The following is a 16079-nucleotide window of genomic DNA, read 5'->3' as shown; positions in this document are numbered from 1 at the left end:
AGTACATTTTCTTACGGAATTTATTCGTTACTTTGCATACAAAATAACAAATATATGCCCACATTCGTTCAAATTCTTGATTTTATAGGCACATTTGCCTTTGCTATTAGTGGTATCCGGCTAGCTTCGGCGAAACGTTTCGACTGGTTCGGCGCTTATGTGGTAGGACTTGCTACGGCTATCGGCGGCGGTACCATCCGTGATGTACTGCTCGACGTGACACCGGGATGGATGACTGACCCTATCTATCTGATTTGTACAGGACTGGCTTTGTTATGGGTCATCTGTTTCGGACGCTGGCTCATCCGGCTCAATAATACTTTCTTCATTTTTGATACCATCGGTCTGGCACTGTTTACCGTGGTAGGTGTAGGCAAGAGCATTGCTCTGGGGTATCCTTTTTGGGTGGCGATTATCATGGGTAGCATTACGGGAGCAGCCGGTGGGGTGATTCGTGACGTATTTATCAATGAAATACCTCTTATCTTCCGAAAGGAGATTTACGCAATGGCTTGCGTGGTAGGCGGTATTGCATATTGGATTTGCGATCTTGCAGGTATGGAGTCCTACGCTTGTCAGTTGATTGGCGGATCAGCCGTATTTCTGACTCGCATCTTAGCTGTGAAATATCACATTTGCCTGCCTATATTAAAAGGTGGGGAAGAGCCGGAAGAATAAAAAAGATATTGCCCGAGTGAATGTGTTCATATTGTTTCTATCGGATAGCTAAGAATTAATAGTTTATATTATAAAATTAGGCACGGATTACACGGTTGCTGTATGGTAATCATCATTCTAACAACCGTGTAATCCGTGCAATCCACGCCTAATAATACAAAATTATTCAGTCCGTTCTTCTTACTTGTTTTTTGTTTCTTACTTTTCTTCCTTTATATACAGCTCCCCCTGAAAACTAATGGACTGACGGTTTTGCATATTGACATCAATGCTTGCCGAACCATTGGGGAATACTTTGACTCTGTATTCATACCTGTCTTCGGGATTGCGTGCGATAAACTCGATGACGGCATTTCCTTTCTTATCCATTTCCATACTGTATTCTTTGAGCACAGCTTTAAAATTTAGCCCGTCGCCTCCGCCATAGGGGATGCTGTAAGCCCGTCCATAATAAGGCAGATAAGAAATGACTGAATCGTTTCTGATTTCCAGTGAGTAGGAAGATGTCAAAGGGATGGAGCGTCCGCGCATCGGCATGGCGGTGTTGACATCTATCTTGTAGTTTTCAGATTCAATCAGCTTCTTTACGGCTTCTTTCTTCTGTTCTTTCTTTTCCTTTTTACTTTGAGCCGAAAGGGTAGGGATGCCCACTAGCAAGGCTAGTAACAGCATAAAGATTTGTTTCTTCGTTCTCATATCAGTTGTATTTAGGTTGATGTATATATGTATAACAACCAAATATAAGAAAAAGACAGGGATAGTTCTGTTTCCTTTAATGAAAATTAAACAGAAATCCCTGTTATTTATAAGTTTAGACCAATTAAGGGCATAATCAACTTTTGAATAAAAACGCTTGGGAAGAAAATTAGAACAGGCTTTTAGAACTGTTCCAGTATTTCAATTCGTTTTTCAATGGGAGGATGAGTGGCAAACAATCCGTTGATTCCGCTGAATATACTTTTCGATTTCTTTTTAGGATTCTGTATAAATAATTGCGCCACGTCTTTCCTTTCTACTGCCTCGATGGCAGGATCTGCCGATATTTTGCGGAGAGCACTGGCCAGTGCCAACGGATTCTTCGTCATTTCTGCCGATCCCGCGTCTGCCATGTATTCGCGTTTGCGTGAAATGGCAAAACGCATCAGGCTTGAGAAAAGATAACCGATGACAGCTATCACTAAAGCGAGTAGAATGAAAAGAAAAATGCCGCCACTACCTTTGCTGTTGCTGCGTACACGTATGTGCGTGATGGTATATAATGTGATTTCTGTCAGCATGGAGAAGATACCAACAAAGACGATGGATATTATCAGCAAGCGCACGTCACGGTTGCGGATATGACTTAGCTCATGCGCAATCACTGCTTCCAGTTCTTCATCATTCAGTTTTTTGATGATACCTTCCGAGAGGGTAACAGTGTATGTACGTTCATTGATGCCGCTTGCAAATGCATTCAGAGAACTGTCATAGATGATATTGATTTTCGGCATCTTCATGCCTTGCGACATACATAGGTTTTCCACCAGGTTGTAAACGCGCTTATTCTCTATACGATCCAGCGGTTTGGAACCGGTGGCAGAATTGATAATGCTTGTGTTGGCCCAATAGGCAATCAGAAACCAGATGATTACGATTCCCATGGTGTATGGCAATGAAGAGAGGAAGAAATGATTGACCATTGGCATTATTTCTATTTCCATACTCTTTCCGTATCCAAAAAGAACCAACAGATAGCAGGATAAATAGAGGAGTGCTGCCACGAGACAGGGAAACAGGAACAGTAGAAACGCAGAGCGCAGATTATTCCGGCTCTGCTGTGTTTGGATTCCGATGTATTGCATGCGTGTTCAACTTTTGTAATTGAGTGGATGGTGTGAATAAAGAGTTTAGAAACTTATTTTAGGTGCCTGATCCAGATTCGCACGTTCATTCTTCCCCAGGTCGAACATGATTTCTCTTTGGAATCCGGTCATTCCTGCCACTATATTCGATGGGAATGTCTGTACGGCGTTATTATATTCTTTAGTTGCCGAGTTGAAGTAACGGCGGACAGCAGCCAGTTTATTCTCTACATCAGCAATTTCTTCCTGTAATTGCAGGAAATTCTGATTAGCTTTCAAATCGGGATAAGCCTCGAGAGTGATTTTCAATCCTGCAAGAGCAGAGCTTAACTGGTTTTCGGCAGCTATCTTATCATCAATCGTTTTTGCGCCCACTGCACCGTTACGTGCCTGAATCACCCGGTCGAGCGTTTCCTTTTCATGTGCGGCATATCCTTTCACGGTGTCTACCAGTTGGGGAATGAGATCATGGCGTTGTTTCAACTGTACATCGATGTCGGCGAACGCATTTTCACGATTGTTTCTCAATTTCACTAATGAGTTGTACATGGAAGCAAAGATGATGCCCAGTAATACAATAATCCCTACAATAATAAGTATGGTCATAGCTTTTTGTTTTATTTAATAATATAAAATCAAAAGTAATCTATTTGGTTCTTTTAACCAAGCAGTAGGGGATAAATTTCGCAAATACCACCTAAAAACTATCAGAAAGCACCTAAAATCTGTCATTTGATAGAATGTCCCCCTAAAAAATAACGGATTCTACCCTGCTTGATAAGCAAAATACCTTTAAACTTGCAAACATCGAGAAAAACGAATATTAACCATAAAACCATTAAAGTATGAAAAGTTTAAGTTTCAGAAAAGATTTAATTGGAGTACAGGAAGAGTTGCTTCGTTTTGCTTATAAATTGACGGCCAACCGTGAAGAAGCAAATGACTTATTGCAGGAAACATCTTTAAAAGCATTAGATAATGAAGAAAAATATGTTCCGGACACAAATTTCAAAGGATGGATGTACACTATCATGCGTAACATCTTTATAAATAACTACCGTAAAATAGTACGCGATCAAACTTTTGTTGACACAACCGATAATTATTATCACTTAAATCTGCCACAAGATTCAGGATTTGAAAGTACGGAAGGTGCTTACGACCTGAAAGAAATGCACCGCATCGTCAACGCACTCCCCCGGGAGTATAAGATTCCTTTCTCTATGCACGTATCTGGTTTTAAATACCGCGAAATCGCAGAGAAATTAGGATTACCATTAGGCACAGTGAAGAGCCGCATATTCTTCACACGTCAACGTTTACAACAGGAATTGAAAGATTTTGTATAAATGAGGATAACGCATACAAACAAGCTTATTAGCAGAAGGAGCAAAGAGATAGATTCTCATTGCTCCTTCCTTTTTTATAACCTAATTTTATTTACGATTAAACGATTTACGATGTACGATTGAAATTTGAATTGTGAATGAGGAGATACTTATGCAAAGATAAGTACTTATAATTCCAAAAGTTATTTCAATCGTACATCGTAAATTGTCTAATCGTAAATCACCTATTCGTCTAATCGTAAATTAAACTAGGTTATAAATTCTTTCTTGTTATTTGCTTTTCTTTTTTTTGCTTTTTTTCTTTTCAACGGCCTTCTCTTCCGGTGGGAATTTAGGAACCAGATTCATCAGCCGTAATATCTGACTTTGTCGTTTTAGTATGTATGACGAAGGTTTCGCCGAGTTAAATCGTATTGGGTTGGGGAGGGTGGCGGCGATGAGTGCACATTGTCCCCGGGTCAGCTTGTCGGCTGTTGTTCCGAACTTATTTTTTGCGGTTGCTTGTGCGCCGTAGATGCCATTTCCCATTTCTATAGAGTTGAGATAGACTTCCATGATTCGCTCTTTCGACCAGAAGAGTTCGATGAGAAACGTAAAGTAGACTTCGAGCCCTTTGCGTACCCACGACGATTGCGGCCATAAGAATACATTCTTGGCTGTCTGCTGACTGATGGTGCTTGCTCCCCGTTTCCGTTTGCGTGTTTCGTTTTCTTTCATCGCTTTCTTGATTTCTACGAGGTCGAACCCGTTGTGTTCGGCAAAACGGTTGTCTTCGGAGGCTATGACCGCCATCGGCAGGTTGGGAGATATCTTATCAAAAGAAACCCACGTGTGCTTCCACGTGGGTTTATCTCCTGAAAAAACTTGCTGAACGCTTCGGATAACCATCAATGGAGTTACATAAACCGGCATGAAACGATAAATAATCACTGCCAGTAGTGTTGATGTAAAGAAGAAAATCAGCAGGTTGCGCGTATAGCGCAGTAATTTTTTAATGAGTAGCTGCTTGTGCATCTCTAATCATTTGTTCACTTGCGTACATGTATACTTCTACACGACGGTTTTGTTCGCGACCGGCAGCAGTGTCATTGCTTGCAACGGGATCGCTTTCACCCATTCCTTGTACACTCTTGATTTGATTGGTGGAAACACCGCAACTCAACAAGTAACTGGACACGCTTTGCGCACGTTCTTGTGATAAGTTCAGGTTCTTTTGCTGGCTTTGTGCAGCAGTACTGTTTTTCCAGCCCTGGTTGTCGGTATATCCGTAGATAGACACGTCCATATCCCGGTTCTGGTTGAGCACATTGTTGGCAAACTTGCTTAAAGCAGATTTAGCAGCAGCACTTAGATTTGCATTACCGGTAGTGAAAAGAATACCCGAGTCGAATGTTACTTTCACGGCTTGCAATCCGTTGTTGTCTGTTATCTGTTCTACTTGTGCGCCTTCAATTTGTTTTGCTTCTGCTGCTGCTTTGTCCATCTTTTTACCGATAAGAGCACCTGTACCTGCACCTACTGCCGTACCAATAGCAGCACCGATAGCAGCACCTTTACCTTTACCGATAACACCTCCCAGGATCGCACCTAGTGCAGCGCCCGAACCACCACCGATAGCAGCACCTTTACCAGTGTTGTTCATACTTCCACAGCTACCAAATATCATGGCAATACTCATGAAGAGAACCATAAATTTCATCTTGTTCATAATGTTGATGTTTTTTAATTGGTTTATAAAAAATGTTTTTATACGAATCACTTCGCATTATTAATAACAATGCAAAGATACATATTATTTGGCAAGCGTGTACTTTTTAAGTTAAAATAACTCGGAAGAGCCCCTTTGTTTGTTAATAAAGGGAAATGATAATTATCCTTTTATCGTTGAAGGAATACTCAAACACTTCTTTTTAATAATAATGAACCAACTCAAAAGAATTAACCCTTTGGCAACCGTGGTGATGCAGACTGCCCACCAGATTCCTTCCACTCCCATGCCCATCCGTACAAACAGGATGGCAAGCGGAATACGCATATAGTTGCAACTGATGCTGATAATGGCAGGAGGGATGGTGCGTCCGATGCCGTAGAATACTCCCTGCATGGTGATTTCGAGCATCATAAAAAGCTGCGAATATCCGTCGATACGGAGGAACACACCTCCGGCTTCGTAGGCCGCTTGTTCGGGGACGAATATGGCAAAAACTTCATTCCCGAAGAAAACGAATAGTAATGTGCAGAATGTTCCGAAGATTCCCGTCATCCATAAAGTCGTATACCAGGCTCTAAGTACCCGTTCCACTCGTCCGGCGGCGTAGTTTTGGGCGATGAAGGCACTTAGTGCGGTGGAGAATCCCTGTGAGGTATTCCAGGTAATTGCTTCAATTTGTCCTCCGGTGGTGAAAGTCATCAGGCCGATGTGTCCTCCCTGTTCCGAGGCGGTGCGGCAAAGGAACATGTTGACGAAGGCAAATAGCGTATTCAAAGTAGCCACGGGCAATCCCAGTTTAAAGATTCTCCGTGTATATTTTTTCTTTAGCCGCGTGAAGAAAGGGAAACCGCCAAGCAGGGCATCCCGGCAACGCAACTGATAGACGAAAATCAGGAAAACGCTTGCTTCCGCAATCCAGGTAGCGTATGCCGCACCATTGGTTCCCAGCCCGAAACCGAAAATGAAGAGTGGGTCCAGAATGATGTTCAGTATCAATCCTGTGCCGCTGATAAAGAACGGGACTTTACTGCGCCCTGCTGCATTATAAATTCCGGTGAAGGCAGCGGAAAGGAAAATAAAAGGCAATCCGGTAGAAATAATCCGCAGGTATTGGATGGCATTGGCCGTAATATGATCTTCGAGTTCATAGATGCGTATGATAGGTTCTGCAAATATAAAAAGGAGTGTGCCCCAACAGATGGAAATAATCAAAGCAATCGTGATGTTATGAGATGCGAAACTGCGGGCATCTTCCTGGCTTTGCGCACCGATGGATTGTCCGACACTCACTTCAGATCCCACCTTATTTAATAAGGAGATAGAACCGGACATCCAGGTCAGGATTCCGACAGAACCGATGGCGGCTACGGCTTCACTTCCCAGTCGTCCTACCCACGCCATATCTGTGAGGCTATATGCCATTTGGATAAACGACGTTGCCATGATCGGCATTGCCAGATTAAACAGTTGACGATTGATAGGGCCTTGTGTCAGATTCTTTATTCCTTGCATATAATTTTTCTAATCAAAATGGGGTGCAAAGATACGCAAAATTACTATCTTCGCGCATCTAATTATTCATTAATCAAAGTACATAGATACTATGAAACAGAAATTTTCTACTATTTTTATCTTGCTGCTTCTCTTTTTTGCTGGTTCACGAGTGGTAGCGCAAAATGTTCCGAAACCTTTTGATATTGAACAACCTTCACTTCGCGTATTCCTTCCTGCGCCGGAACTGGCAACGGGGCGTGCTGTGGTTGCGTGTCCGGGAGGTGGATATTCACATTTGGCATTCGAACACGAAGGCTGTGATTGGGCTCCCTACTTTAATAAACAAGGTATTGCATTGATTGTGCTAAAATACCGGATGCCGAACGGTGATCGTACATTACCCATTTCGGATGCTGAAGCAGCAATGAAATTGGTGCGTGACAGTGCCGATGTCTGGAATTTGAACCCGAATGACATTGGTATCATGGGCTCTTCTGCCGGTGGACATCTGGCTTCTACCATTGCCACTCATGCCAAGCCCGAACTTCGTCCGAACTTTCAGATTCTTTTTTATCCTGTGATTACGATGGATAAATCTTATACCCATAGAGGCTCTCACGACAACCTTTTGGGAAAAGATGCTTCTGCTGAATTGGAACTTGAATATTCTAATGAAAAGCAAGTGACGAAAGATACACCGCGTGCTTTTATCGTATATAGTGATGATGATAAAGTCGTTCCGCCTGCTAACGGAGTTAATTATTATTTGGCGCTGAACAAGAACAATGTTCCTTCAGTGCTTCATATTTATCCTTCCGGTGGACATGGATGGGGAATTCGCGAGGGTTTCCTCTATAAGAATGAAATGTTGGACGAACTGACGTCTTGGCTCCGTAGTTTCAAAGTACCTCATAAAGATGCTATCCGTGTAGCTTGCATTGGAAATAGTATTACGTATGGAGCACGTATCAAGAATCGTGATCGTGACAGTTATCCGGCTGTGTTGAGCCGTATGTTGGGAGAGGCTTATTGGGTAAAGAATTTCGGAGTCAGTGCCCGCACTCTGCTGAACAAGGGCGATCATCCTTATATGAATGAAAAGGCTTATCAGGATGCGCTGGCTTTCAATCCTAATATCGTTGTTATCAAGTTGGGTACGAATGACAGTAAATCATTCAACTGGAAGTATAAGGCCGACTTCACGAAAGATCTGCAAACGATGGTCGATGCTTTCAAAGCGTTGCCAGCTCAACCGAAGATTTATCTTTGTTATCCTTCTAAAGCCTATCAGACCGGTGATAATATCAACGATGATATCATCTCTAAACAAATCATTCCGATGATAAAGAAGGTTGCCAAGAAAAATAACTTGTCTGTCATCGATCTTCACGCAGCAATGGACGGAATGCCCCAGTTGTTTCCGGATAAGATCCATCCGAATGAAGAAGGGGCTAAAGTGATGGCAAAAGCTGTTTATCAGTCCTTGAAAAAGTAAAATAAGGAACTTGACGATTGTAAAATTTCCGGTTGAAATAATCTCTTTTAGAGAAAGTTTTAACCGGAAATTTTTTAGTTTAATCACAAATAATCTTCTTATAATATGCTAAAAAAAGTGTCTTTCTGAAAGTTAGATTTGTTACCAATCTATATTTTTGCGCCCGAAAAATAATAAAATGATAAATAGCGTTATGAATAGACTACAAGATTTTACCTTTTTCTCGCAGTTGATGGCTAACGCTAATATGGGATGGTGGAAAGCCAATTTATCAACTGCGAATTATGAATGTTCTGACTTTATAGTAGAGTTATTAGGTCTGGATCAGACCGGAGTTATTAGTTTTGAAGATTTCAATAAACGTATTCAGAAAGAGGAGCAACATTCTGCAACTTTTCATTCCTTTGGTGTGTATCAATGGCCAGAGGTGGTGTATTTGCTTGATACGGTGAAAGGATCTGTTTGGGTACGTAGCAAGGTATGCTTTCAAGAAACGGATGAAGACGGAAACGAAATCATCTATGGTATATCCGAAGTGCAAGATGGTCCTGATATGGCATCTGCTTACCAAGCTTTGCAATACAGTGAGCGTCTCTTATCTAACATTTTCAAGTATTTGCCTATTGGTATCGAATTATACGATATGGATGGGGTATTGGTGGATCTGAACGATAAGGAATTAGAAATGTTTCATATAGAGAAGAAAGAAGATGTATTGGGTATCAATATTTTTGAGAATCCTATTTTTCCGAAAGAAATGAAAGAACGGCTGAAGAAAAATGAAGATGCCGACTTTACTTTCCGTTATGACTTCTCGAAGGTTGGTTCGTATTATCAGAATACCCAAAAACAGGGTACAATTGATTTAGTGACTAAAGTGACTACATTATATGATAGTGAGCATCAACCGATAAACTATCTATTGATTAATGCGGATAAGACAGAAACAACGGTAGCCTATAATAAGATTCAGGAGTTTGAGGAGTTCTTTGAACTGGTCGGTGATTATGCCAAGGTCGGTTATGCCCACTTCAATATTTTGAGTGGACACGGCTATGCTCAAAAAAGTTGGTACAGAAATGTGGGTGAAGCGTATGAAACTCCGTTGTCCGACATCTTTGGCACATACCGGCATTTCCACCCCGATGACCGTGCCTTGTTGATTCGTTTTCTGGACGACGCACGAAATGGACTTACCACCCAACTTAGCAAAGAGATGCGTGTCCTTAGGGAGGATGGCACATACATATGGACGCATGTCAATCTGTTAGTAAAGAAATATGCCCCGCAAGACCGGATTATCGAGATTATCAGCATCAATTATGATATCACAGAACTGAAAAGGACAGAAGAAATGCTTGTCAAGGCACGTGATAAAGCTGAAGCGTCCGATCGGTTAAAGTCCGCTTTCCTGGCTAATATGAGTCACGAAATCCGTACTCCTTTAAATGCTATTGTCGGCTTTTCAAGCCTGTTGACTAGTACGGAAAATGCAGCGGAAAAGGAACTATATAATTCTCTGATTGGACATAACAACAAACTATTATTAAATCTGATTAATGATGTAATTGATCTTTCTAAAATAGAATCCGGTTATCTGGAATTGCGTCCGGACTGGGTTAATCTTACCGAGCTTCTTGACGAGAGTGTAGCGGAGTATGCTCATCAAGTACCATCCGGCGTTGAACTTCTGACTAACTATCCGGCACATGATTCTCTGGTAGAACTGGATAGACTGCGTATCAAACAGATCTTGAGTAATTTCCTTTCGAATGCCTTAAAGAACACTACCACCGGACATGTGGAAGTCTTCTATGAGGTAGACCACCAATCTGTCAGAATCGGTGTTAAAGATACCGGTCGGGGCATCCCGCAGAATATGCTTGAAAAGATATTCGAAAGGTTTGAGAAATTGGATTCCTTTGCTCAAGGGGCCGGTTTGGGCTTACCTATCTGCAAATTGATCGTCGAGAAGATGAACGGGCGGATATTAGTCGATTCCCAACTGGGGATAGGTACTACTTTTATAATCGAATTACCGTGTCGCTCTATGCTTGTAGAATAAGTATATGTGAAGAATATTAAAAGAAAATCCCTTGATAACGACTGATTATCAAGGGATTAATTTTATGTTTTGTGATCCGCCTGGGGCTCGAACCCAGGACCCCAACATTAAAAGTGTTGTGCTCTACCTGCTGAGCTAGCGAATCAGTCCTTCAGTGCTTTCTTTCGAATGCGGGTGCAAAGGTAGAACATTTTTTTATAACTCCAAAAGAATTCAAACATTTTTCTTATCTTTGTGCCATTATCAACAATATATAATCATACATTATGGCTGCTGACGATAAAAAAATTATCTTCTCAATGGTAGGAGTGAGCAAAGCTTTCACTCCTAATAAGAATGTGCTGAAAGACATTTACCTGTCGTTTTTCTATGGAGCGAAAATCGGTATTATCGGTTTGAACGGTTCTGGTAAATCAACGTTATTGAAGATCATCGCCGGTTTGGAGAAATCCTTTCAGGGAGAAGTCGTGTTTTCTCCGGGATATTCCGTGGGGTATTTGGCACAGGAACCTTATTTAGACAACACAAAGACAGTAAAAGAAGTAGTGATGGAAGGTGTGCAACCCATTGTTGACGCACTGACAGAATACGAAGAAATCAATCAGAAATTCGGTTTGCCGGAGTATTATGAGGATCAGGATAAGATGGATGCTCTTTTTGCTCGCCAGGGTGAATTGCAAGATATCATTGATGCAACTGATGCATGGAATCTGGATAGCAAGTTGGAGCGTGCAATGGATGCTCTCCGTTGTCCGCCTGAAGATCAGCCGGTAGAAAATCTCTCCGGAGGTGAACGTCGCCGGGTAGCTCTTTGCCGTTTGTTGCTGCAGAAACCGGATGTGCTTTTGCTGGACGAACCTACCAACCACTTGGATGCAGAGTCTATTGACTGGTTGGAACAACATCTACAACAATATGAAGGTACGGTTATTGCTGTGACGCACGACCGTTACTTCCTCGATCACGTTGCCGGATGGATTCTTGAACTGGATCGTGGTGAAGGTATCCCTTGGAAAGGTAACTACTCTTCCTGGTTGGAACAGAAGACCAAACGTATGGAAATGGAAGAAAAGACCGCCAGTAAACGTCGTAAAACACTGGAACGTGAGTTGGAATGGGTACGCATGGCTCCGAAAGCCCGTCAGGCGAAAGGTAAGGCACGTCTTAACTCTTATGACAAATTGCTGAATGAGGACGTGAAGGAGAAAGAAGAGAAACTTGAAATCTTTATTCCGAATGGTCCCCGTCTGGGTAATAAGGTCATTGAAGCCAAACATGTGGCTAAAGCATACGGTGATAAATTGCTGTTTGACGATTTGAACTTTATGCTTCCTCCTAATGGTATTGTCGGTGTGATTGGCCCTAATGGTGCGGGAAAGACGACATTGTTCCGCCTGATTATGGGATTGGAAACAGTGGATAAAGGAGAATTTGAAGTAGGAGAGACTGTAAAGGTGGCGTATGTAGACCAGCAGCACAGAGATATTGATCCGAATAAGAGTGTATATCAGGTAATTTCCGGTGGTAATGAGTTGATCCGTATGGGGGGACGTGATGTGAATGCGCGTGCATACCTTTCCCGTTTCAATTTCTCTGGAGGCGATCAGGAAAAACTCTGCGGCGTACTGTCCGGTGGTGAAAGAAACCGTTTACACTTGGCGATGGCTTTGAAAGAAGAAGGTAATGTACTGTTGCTCGATGAGCCTACCAATGATATCGACGTAAACACACTACGTGCTTTGGAAGAAGGTTTGGAAGATTTCGCCGGCTGTGCAGTAGTTATCTCGCACGACCGTTGGTTCCTCGACCGTATCTGTACACATATCCTTGCTTTTGAAGGAGACTCCAATGTATTCTACTTCGAAGGTTCTTATTCAGAATATGAAGAAAATAAAATGAAACGTTTGGGAAATGAAGAACCAAAACGTGTTCGTTATAGAAAGTTAATGACTGACTAGTATAAAGTAATAGATTGAAGCATTTATAATGCTTTCTGTTTCAAAATAAAAGGCTCTGCAAATATTGTGGAGCCTTTATCGTTTTATAACAAGGGAAAACGTTTATCTCTCTTAAAAAATTGTAGTATAATCGTAATGTAGTTCTAAATATTATTAATTATATTTGTGCACAGTTTTTAAAAGCAAACAATTTATATTAACTAATCAACTACATTTATGTTAAAGAGAATGCGATCTTTTTTAGTAGCGGCGATGCTCATGGTCATTGCTACCGTTAGTGCGCAGGTTACCACTTCTAGTATGAGTGGTAAGGTTACAGCACAAGATGAACCTATCATTGGAGCGACTGTGGTTGCAATCCACGAGCCGTCAGGTACACGTTATGGTACAGTGACTAATATCAGTGGTCAATTTAATTTGCAAGGTATGCGTACCGGTGGTCCTTACAAAGTTGAAGTTTCTTATGTTGGTTATCAGACTGCTATTTATAAAGGTGTAAATTTATCGTTAGGAGAAGTATACACTTTAAATGTAGTTTTAAAGGAAAGTTCTGAATTATTGGATGAAGTTATAGTAACAGCACAGAAAACAGTAGAGAAGATGGGGACTGTAACGAATGTGAGTGAGCGTCAGTTAACGACATTGCCTACTATTAATCGTAGTATTACTGACTTTACTAAACTTTCTCCTTATGCGGGTGGCAGTAATTCTTTTGCCGGACGTGATGGACGTTATAATACAATAACTGTGGATGGTGCAGCTTTGAACAATAATTTTGGTTTGAGTACTAATAATTTGCCGGGTGGAGATGCGCAGCCTATTTCACTTGATGCAATTGATGAAATTAGCGTTAATGTTTCTCCTTATAGTGTTACGTATTCCAATTTTACGGGAGCTTCTATTAATGCTGTAACCAAGAGTGGTACAAACGAATTAAAGGGAACAGTTTATACATATCAGAAACCAAAGAATTTTATAGGAAAATCTATTAACGATGTTGACGTTCCTAATGTGGAAAGTTATAAATCCAGTTTGTATGGCTTTACATTAGGAGCTCCGATAATAAAAAATAAACTATTCTTTTTTGTAAATGGAGAATTAGAAAATAGTACTAGCCCTGGTATTTTGTGGACTCCTAGTCAAGAAGAAGGTGGAAGTGGGGATAATCAAAATCATATTTCTAGAACTTGGATAAAGGATTTGAAGACAATAAGTGATTTTGTAAAGGATAAATATGGATATGATCCGGGAAGTTATGATAAATTTGATGATTTCGAGAGTAAAAATTGGAAGCTTATGGCTCGTTTGGATTGGAATATTAATAAAAGTCATAAACTGTCATTACGTTTTAACACAGTGAAATCAGAAAATGATGCTAGTATTAGTTCAACTTCTTCGGTAATCACTAAAGCTAATTCAAACCGTTATGGGGTTGATGCATTTGCATTTGGAAATTCCAACTATGGTTTTAGAAATATTGTAACGTCTCTTTCCGGTGAGTTGAATAGCAATTTTTCTTCTTCAGTACAAAACAAATTATTAGTGACTTATACCCATATCCGAGATTCTCGTACAACTAAGGGAGATGCGTTTCCAATGGTTGATATTTACAAGGACGGTAAGCAGTATATGACATTGGGTACAGAATTGTTTACTCCTTTTAATGATGTCGAGAATAATGTATTTAGTGTTACTGACAATGTAACTATTAATAAAGGAAACCATTTGATAACTGCCGGTGCAACATTTGAAAGACAGTATTTCATGAATTCATATTTACGTGCTCCTTATGGATATTATCGTTATGCTTCAATGGACGATTTTATGACGGGAGAAAAACCGATGCTGTATGGCATTACTTATGGATATAATGGAAAAGACGCTCCGGGAGCTGAACTGACATTTGGTATGTTGGGAGCTTATGCACAAGATGAATATTCTATTACACCTAATTTAAAATTGACATATGGATTACGCTTTGATTTACCGTTATATTTTGATGATTTGTTAGGGAATGCGGCTATCAAAGAACAGTCATTTAATGGAACGAATGTTGACGTATCCGAATGGCCGAAAAGTAAATTGTTAATATCTCCTCGTTTAGGATTTAATTGGGATATAAAAGGTGACCGTTCTATTGTTTTGACTGGAGGTACAGGCTTGTTTACAGGGTTATTACCATTTGTATGGTTCACTAACCAACCGACAAATGCAGGTCAGATGCAAAATATGGTCGAATTTGAGACTTCGGAATTACCGGCAAACTTTGCTTTTAATCCAAATTATAAAGAAACTCTTACCCAAAATCCGGATATGTTTCCATCAACTCCGGGAAATGAGGTCCCCGGTGCTATAGCTTATGTGGATCCGAATTTTAAAATGCCTCAAGTTTGGCGTAGTAATGTAAATGCAGAGTTTCAGTTACCTTATGGATTTATGCTTTCTGTTGGTGCTATGTATACACGTGATATATATAATGTTGTTCAGAAGAATATGAACGAAAAGGCCCCTTCTGGAACCTATAATGAACAACCGGGACGTGTATATTGGACTAAGAATAATTACTATGACAATCCTAAGACGAAAACCGTTATACAGTTGACTAATGGGGATGAAAAAGGTTATCAATATTCTTTTAATGCAGTATTAACGAAGAAATTTGATTTTGGCTTTACAGGTTCATTTGGGTACACTTATACAATGGCTAAAGATATGACGGCAAATCCAGGTTCATCGGCGGCTTCAGTATGGCAGAATAATGTTGCAGTTAATTCATTGAATGATCCGGGTGTCTCTTATTCTTTATTTTCTACCCCGCATCGTTTGATAGCTAATGCTTCTTATGAAGTTGCTTATGCGAATATGAAAACGACTGTTTCTTTGTTCTATACAGGTTACCAACAAGGACGTTTTTCTTATACCTATTCTAATGATATGAACGGTGACGGAAACTATTCCGATTTGATGTATGTGCCTGCTTCTAAAGAAGAAATGACATTTGTGGATATTAAAGATAAACAAAATAATGTGACTTATTCGGCGGTAGACCAACAAGAAGATTTTTGGAACTATGTAAATAATGACTCTTATTTGAATGATCACAAGGGGCAGTATGTAGAACGTGCTTCTTCTTTAGAACCGTGGATTCACCGTTTTGACATGAAGATAGCACAGGATTTTTATGCTAAGATTGGTAGCCGTAAGTACGGTATTCAAGTAAGTCTTGATATGTTGAATATTGGTAACTTATTAAATTCGAAGTGGGGGGCTTATCGCTCTTGCGGTTTGCAGAGTTATGATAATGTAAGGTTGTTAAAAACAGCAAGTAAGGTAGGAGAACCTCTTACTTATCAGATGAATGCATCTTCTCGCGAGGTGTTCCAGAAAAATTCTAAATGGGATTATACTGCTTCTACAGGTAGTGCATGGCAGATGCAGTTAGGCGTTAAGTTTACATTCTAGAATATTTATATAAAAAGATGCTTCGT

General features: G+C 40.5%; 12 protein-coding genes and 1 tRNA gene. 6 read left to right on the top strand and 7 right to left on the bottom strand.

Annotation, left to right across the window (positions count from 1 at the left end; all coding sequences use genetic code 11):
• The first annotated feature begins 54 nt into the window (after positions 1 to 54).
• Positions 55 to 678: a trimeric intracellular cation channel family protein gene (locus LPH68_RS06680; protein WP_004311582.1), complete on the top strand. Its 624-nt coding sequence runs from the start codon at positions 55 to 57 to the stop codon at positions 676 to 678.
• A 198-nt stretch (positions 679 to 876) separates the two neighbouring features.
• Here the strand turns inward: LPH68_RS06680 and LPH68_RS06675 are convergent, their stop codons facing one another.
• The 3 genes from LPH68_RS06675 to LPH68_RS06665 form a co-directional block, all read right to left on the bottom strand.
• Positions 877 to 1374, bottom strand: coding sequence for a DUF4251 domain-containing protein (locus tag LPH68_RS06675; RefSeq protein WP_008022096.1), 498 nt, complete (start codon positions 1372 to 1374; stop codon positions 877 to 879).
• A gap of 182 nt (positions 1375 to 1556) precedes the next feature.
• Positions 1557 to 2519 carry a M48 family metallopeptidase gene (locus tag LPH68_RS06670; RefSeq protein WP_087323884.1) on the bottom strand — a complete coding sequence of 321 codons (963 nt, stop codon included), beginning with the start codon at positions 2517 to 2519 and terminating at the stop codon, positions 1557 to 1559.
• Positions 2520 to 2564: 45 nt separating this feature from the next.
• On the bottom strand, positions 2565 to 3125 hold the full coding sequence (locus LPH68_RS06665) for a LemA family protein (protein WP_004313396.1): 561 nt from the start codon (positions 3123 to 3125) through the stop codon (positions 2565 to 2567).
• Between the two features lie 239 nt (positions 3126 to 3364).
• On the opposite strand from LPH68_RS06665, the gene LPH68_RS06660 reads away from it, so the two are divergent.
• Complete coding sequence (locus tag LPH68_RS06660) at positions 3365 to 3868, top strand: RNA polymerase sigma factor (RefSeq protein ID WP_004300346.1); 504 nt, start codon at positions 3365 to 3367, stop codon at positions 3866 to 3868.
• A 270-nt stretch (positions 3869 to 4138) separates the two neighbouring features.
• On the opposite strand, the gene mtgA is transcribed toward LPH68_RS06660, so the two are convergent.
• The 3 genes from mtgA to LPH68_RS06645 all read right to left on the bottom strand — a co-directional run bounded on the left by mtgA (position 4139) and on the right by LPH68_RS06645 (position 7091).
• A complete protein-coding gene (mtgA, locus tag LPH68_RS06655; RefSeq protein WP_120080457.1) occupies positions 4139 to 4882 on the bottom strand; it encodes a monofunctional biosynthetic peptidoglycan transglycosylase in 744 nt (247 codons plus the stop codon).
• Positions 4860 to 5576, bottom strand: coding sequence for an OmpA family protein (locus LPH68_RS06650; protein ID WP_008017353.1), 717 nt, complete (start codon positions 5574 to 5576; stop codon positions 4860 to 4862). Before LPH68_RS06650 ends, mtgA begins: the two co-directional genes overlap by 23 nt.
• 162 nt (positions 5577 to 5738) lie before the next feature.
• Complete coding sequence (locus tag LPH68_RS06645; protein WP_004311589.1) at positions 5739 to 7091, bottom strand: MATE family efflux transporter; 1353 nt, start codon at positions 7089 to 7091, stop codon at positions 5739 to 5741.
• A gap of 91 nt (positions 7092 to 7182) precedes the next feature.
• Here LPH68_RS06645 and LPH68_RS06640 point away from each other — a divergent pair, with 91 nt between their 5' ends.
• Together LPH68_RS06640 and LPH68_RS06635 are read left to right on the top strand one after the other, a co-directional pair.
• Entirely contained in the window at positions 7183 to 8568 is a 1386-nt protein-coding gene (locus LPH68_RS06640; RefSeq protein ID WP_004311590.1) for a GDSL-type esterase/lipase family protein, read from the top strand.
• Positions 8569 to 8761: 193 nt separating this feature from the next.
• Positions 8762 to 10633, top strand: a complete 1872-nt coding sequence (locus LPH68_RS06635; protein ID WP_149943817.1) for a PAS domain-containing sensor histidine kinase — start codon at positions 8762 to 8764, stop codon at positions 10631 to 10633.
• 72 nt (positions 10634 to 10705) lie between these two features.
• Here LPH68_RS06635 and LPH68_RS06630 read toward each other — a convergent pair.
• Positions 10706 to 10778: transfer RNA gene (locus LPH68_RS06630), tRNA-Lys, on the bottom strand.
• A 121-nt stretch (positions 10779 to 10899) separates the two neighbouring features.
• Between LPH68_RS06630 and ettA the strand changes: the two genes are divergently transcribed.
• Together ettA and LPH68_RS06620 are read left to right on the top strand one after the other, a co-directional pair.
• On the top strand, positions 10900 to 12591 hold the full coding sequence (ettA, locus tag LPH68_RS06625; protein ID WP_004311592.1) for an energy-dependent translational throttle protein EttA: 1692 nt from the start codon (positions 10900 to 10902) through the stop codon (positions 12589 to 12591).
• Between the two features lie 216 nt (positions 12592 to 12807).
• Entirely contained in the window at positions 12808 to 16053 is a 3246-nt protein-coding gene (locus LPH68_RS06620; RefSeq protein WP_004311593.1) for a TonB-dependent receptor domain-containing protein, read from the top strand.
• Positions 16054 to 16079 lie beyond the last annotated feature (26 nt).

Origin of the sequence: Bacteroides sp. 1_1_30 (genome assembly GCF_020982715.1) — a bacterium.
Lineage (GTDB): Bacteria > Bacteroidota > Bacteroidia > Bacteroidales > Bacteroidaceae > Bacteroides > Bacteroides xylanisolvens.
The sequence above is the reverse complement of the archived record's forward strand: the minus strand, read 5'-3'. Positions and strand labels throughout refer to the sequence as shown.

What these genes read in the sequence shown, in the direction of transcription:
- LPH68_RS06680 (WP_004311582.1), top strand. Translation starts at nt 55, where the DNA reads ATGCCCACATTCGTTCAAATTCTTGATTTTATAGGCACATTTGCCTTT.
- LPH68_RS06675 (WP_008022096.1), bottom strand. Translation starts at nt 1,374, where the DNA reads ATGAGAACGAAGAAACAAATCTTTATGCTGTTACTAGCCTTGCTAGTG.
- LPH68_RS06670 (WP_087323884.1), bottom strand. Translation starts at nt 2,519, where the DNA reads ATGCAATACATCGGAATCCAAACACAGCAGAGCCGGAATAATCTGCGC.
- LPH68_RS06665 (WP_004313396.1), bottom strand. Translation starts at nt 3,125, where the DNA reads ATGACCATACTTATTATTGTAGGGATTATTGTATTACTGGGCATCATC.
- LPH68_RS06660 (WP_004300346.1), top strand. Translation starts at nt 3,365, where the DNA reads ATGAAAAGTTTAAGTTTCAGAAAAGATTTAATTGGAGTACAGGAAGAG.
- mtgA (WP_120080457.1), bottom strand. Translation starts at nt 4,882, where the DNA reads ATGCACAAGCAGCTACTCATTAAAAAATTACTGCGCTATACGCGCAAC.
- LPH68_RS06650 (WP_008017353.1), bottom strand. Translation starts at nt 5,576, where the DNA reads ATGAACAAGATGAAATTTATGGTTCTCTTCATGAGTATTGCCATGATA.
- LPH68_RS06645 (WP_004311589.1), bottom strand. Translation starts at nt 7,091, where the DNA reads ATGCAAGGAATAAAGAATCTGACACAAGGCCCTATCAATCGTCAACTG.
- LPH68_RS06640 (WP_004311590.1), top strand. Translation starts at nt 7,183, where the DNA reads ATGAAACAGAAATTTTCTACTATTTTTATCTTGCTGCTTCTCTTTTTT.
- LPH68_RS06635 (WP_149943817.1), top strand. Translation starts at nt 8,762, where the DNA reads ATGAATAGACTACAAGATTTTACCTTTTTCTCGCAGTTGATGGCTAAC.
- ettA (WP_004311592.1), top strand. Translation starts at nt 10,900, where the DNA reads ATGGCTGCTGACGATAAAAAAATTATCTTCTCAATGGTAGGAGTGAGC.
- LPH68_RS06620 (WP_004311593.1), top strand. Translation starts at nt 12,808, where the DNA reads ATGTTAAAGAGAATGCGATCTTTTTTAGTAGCGGCGATGCTCATGGTC.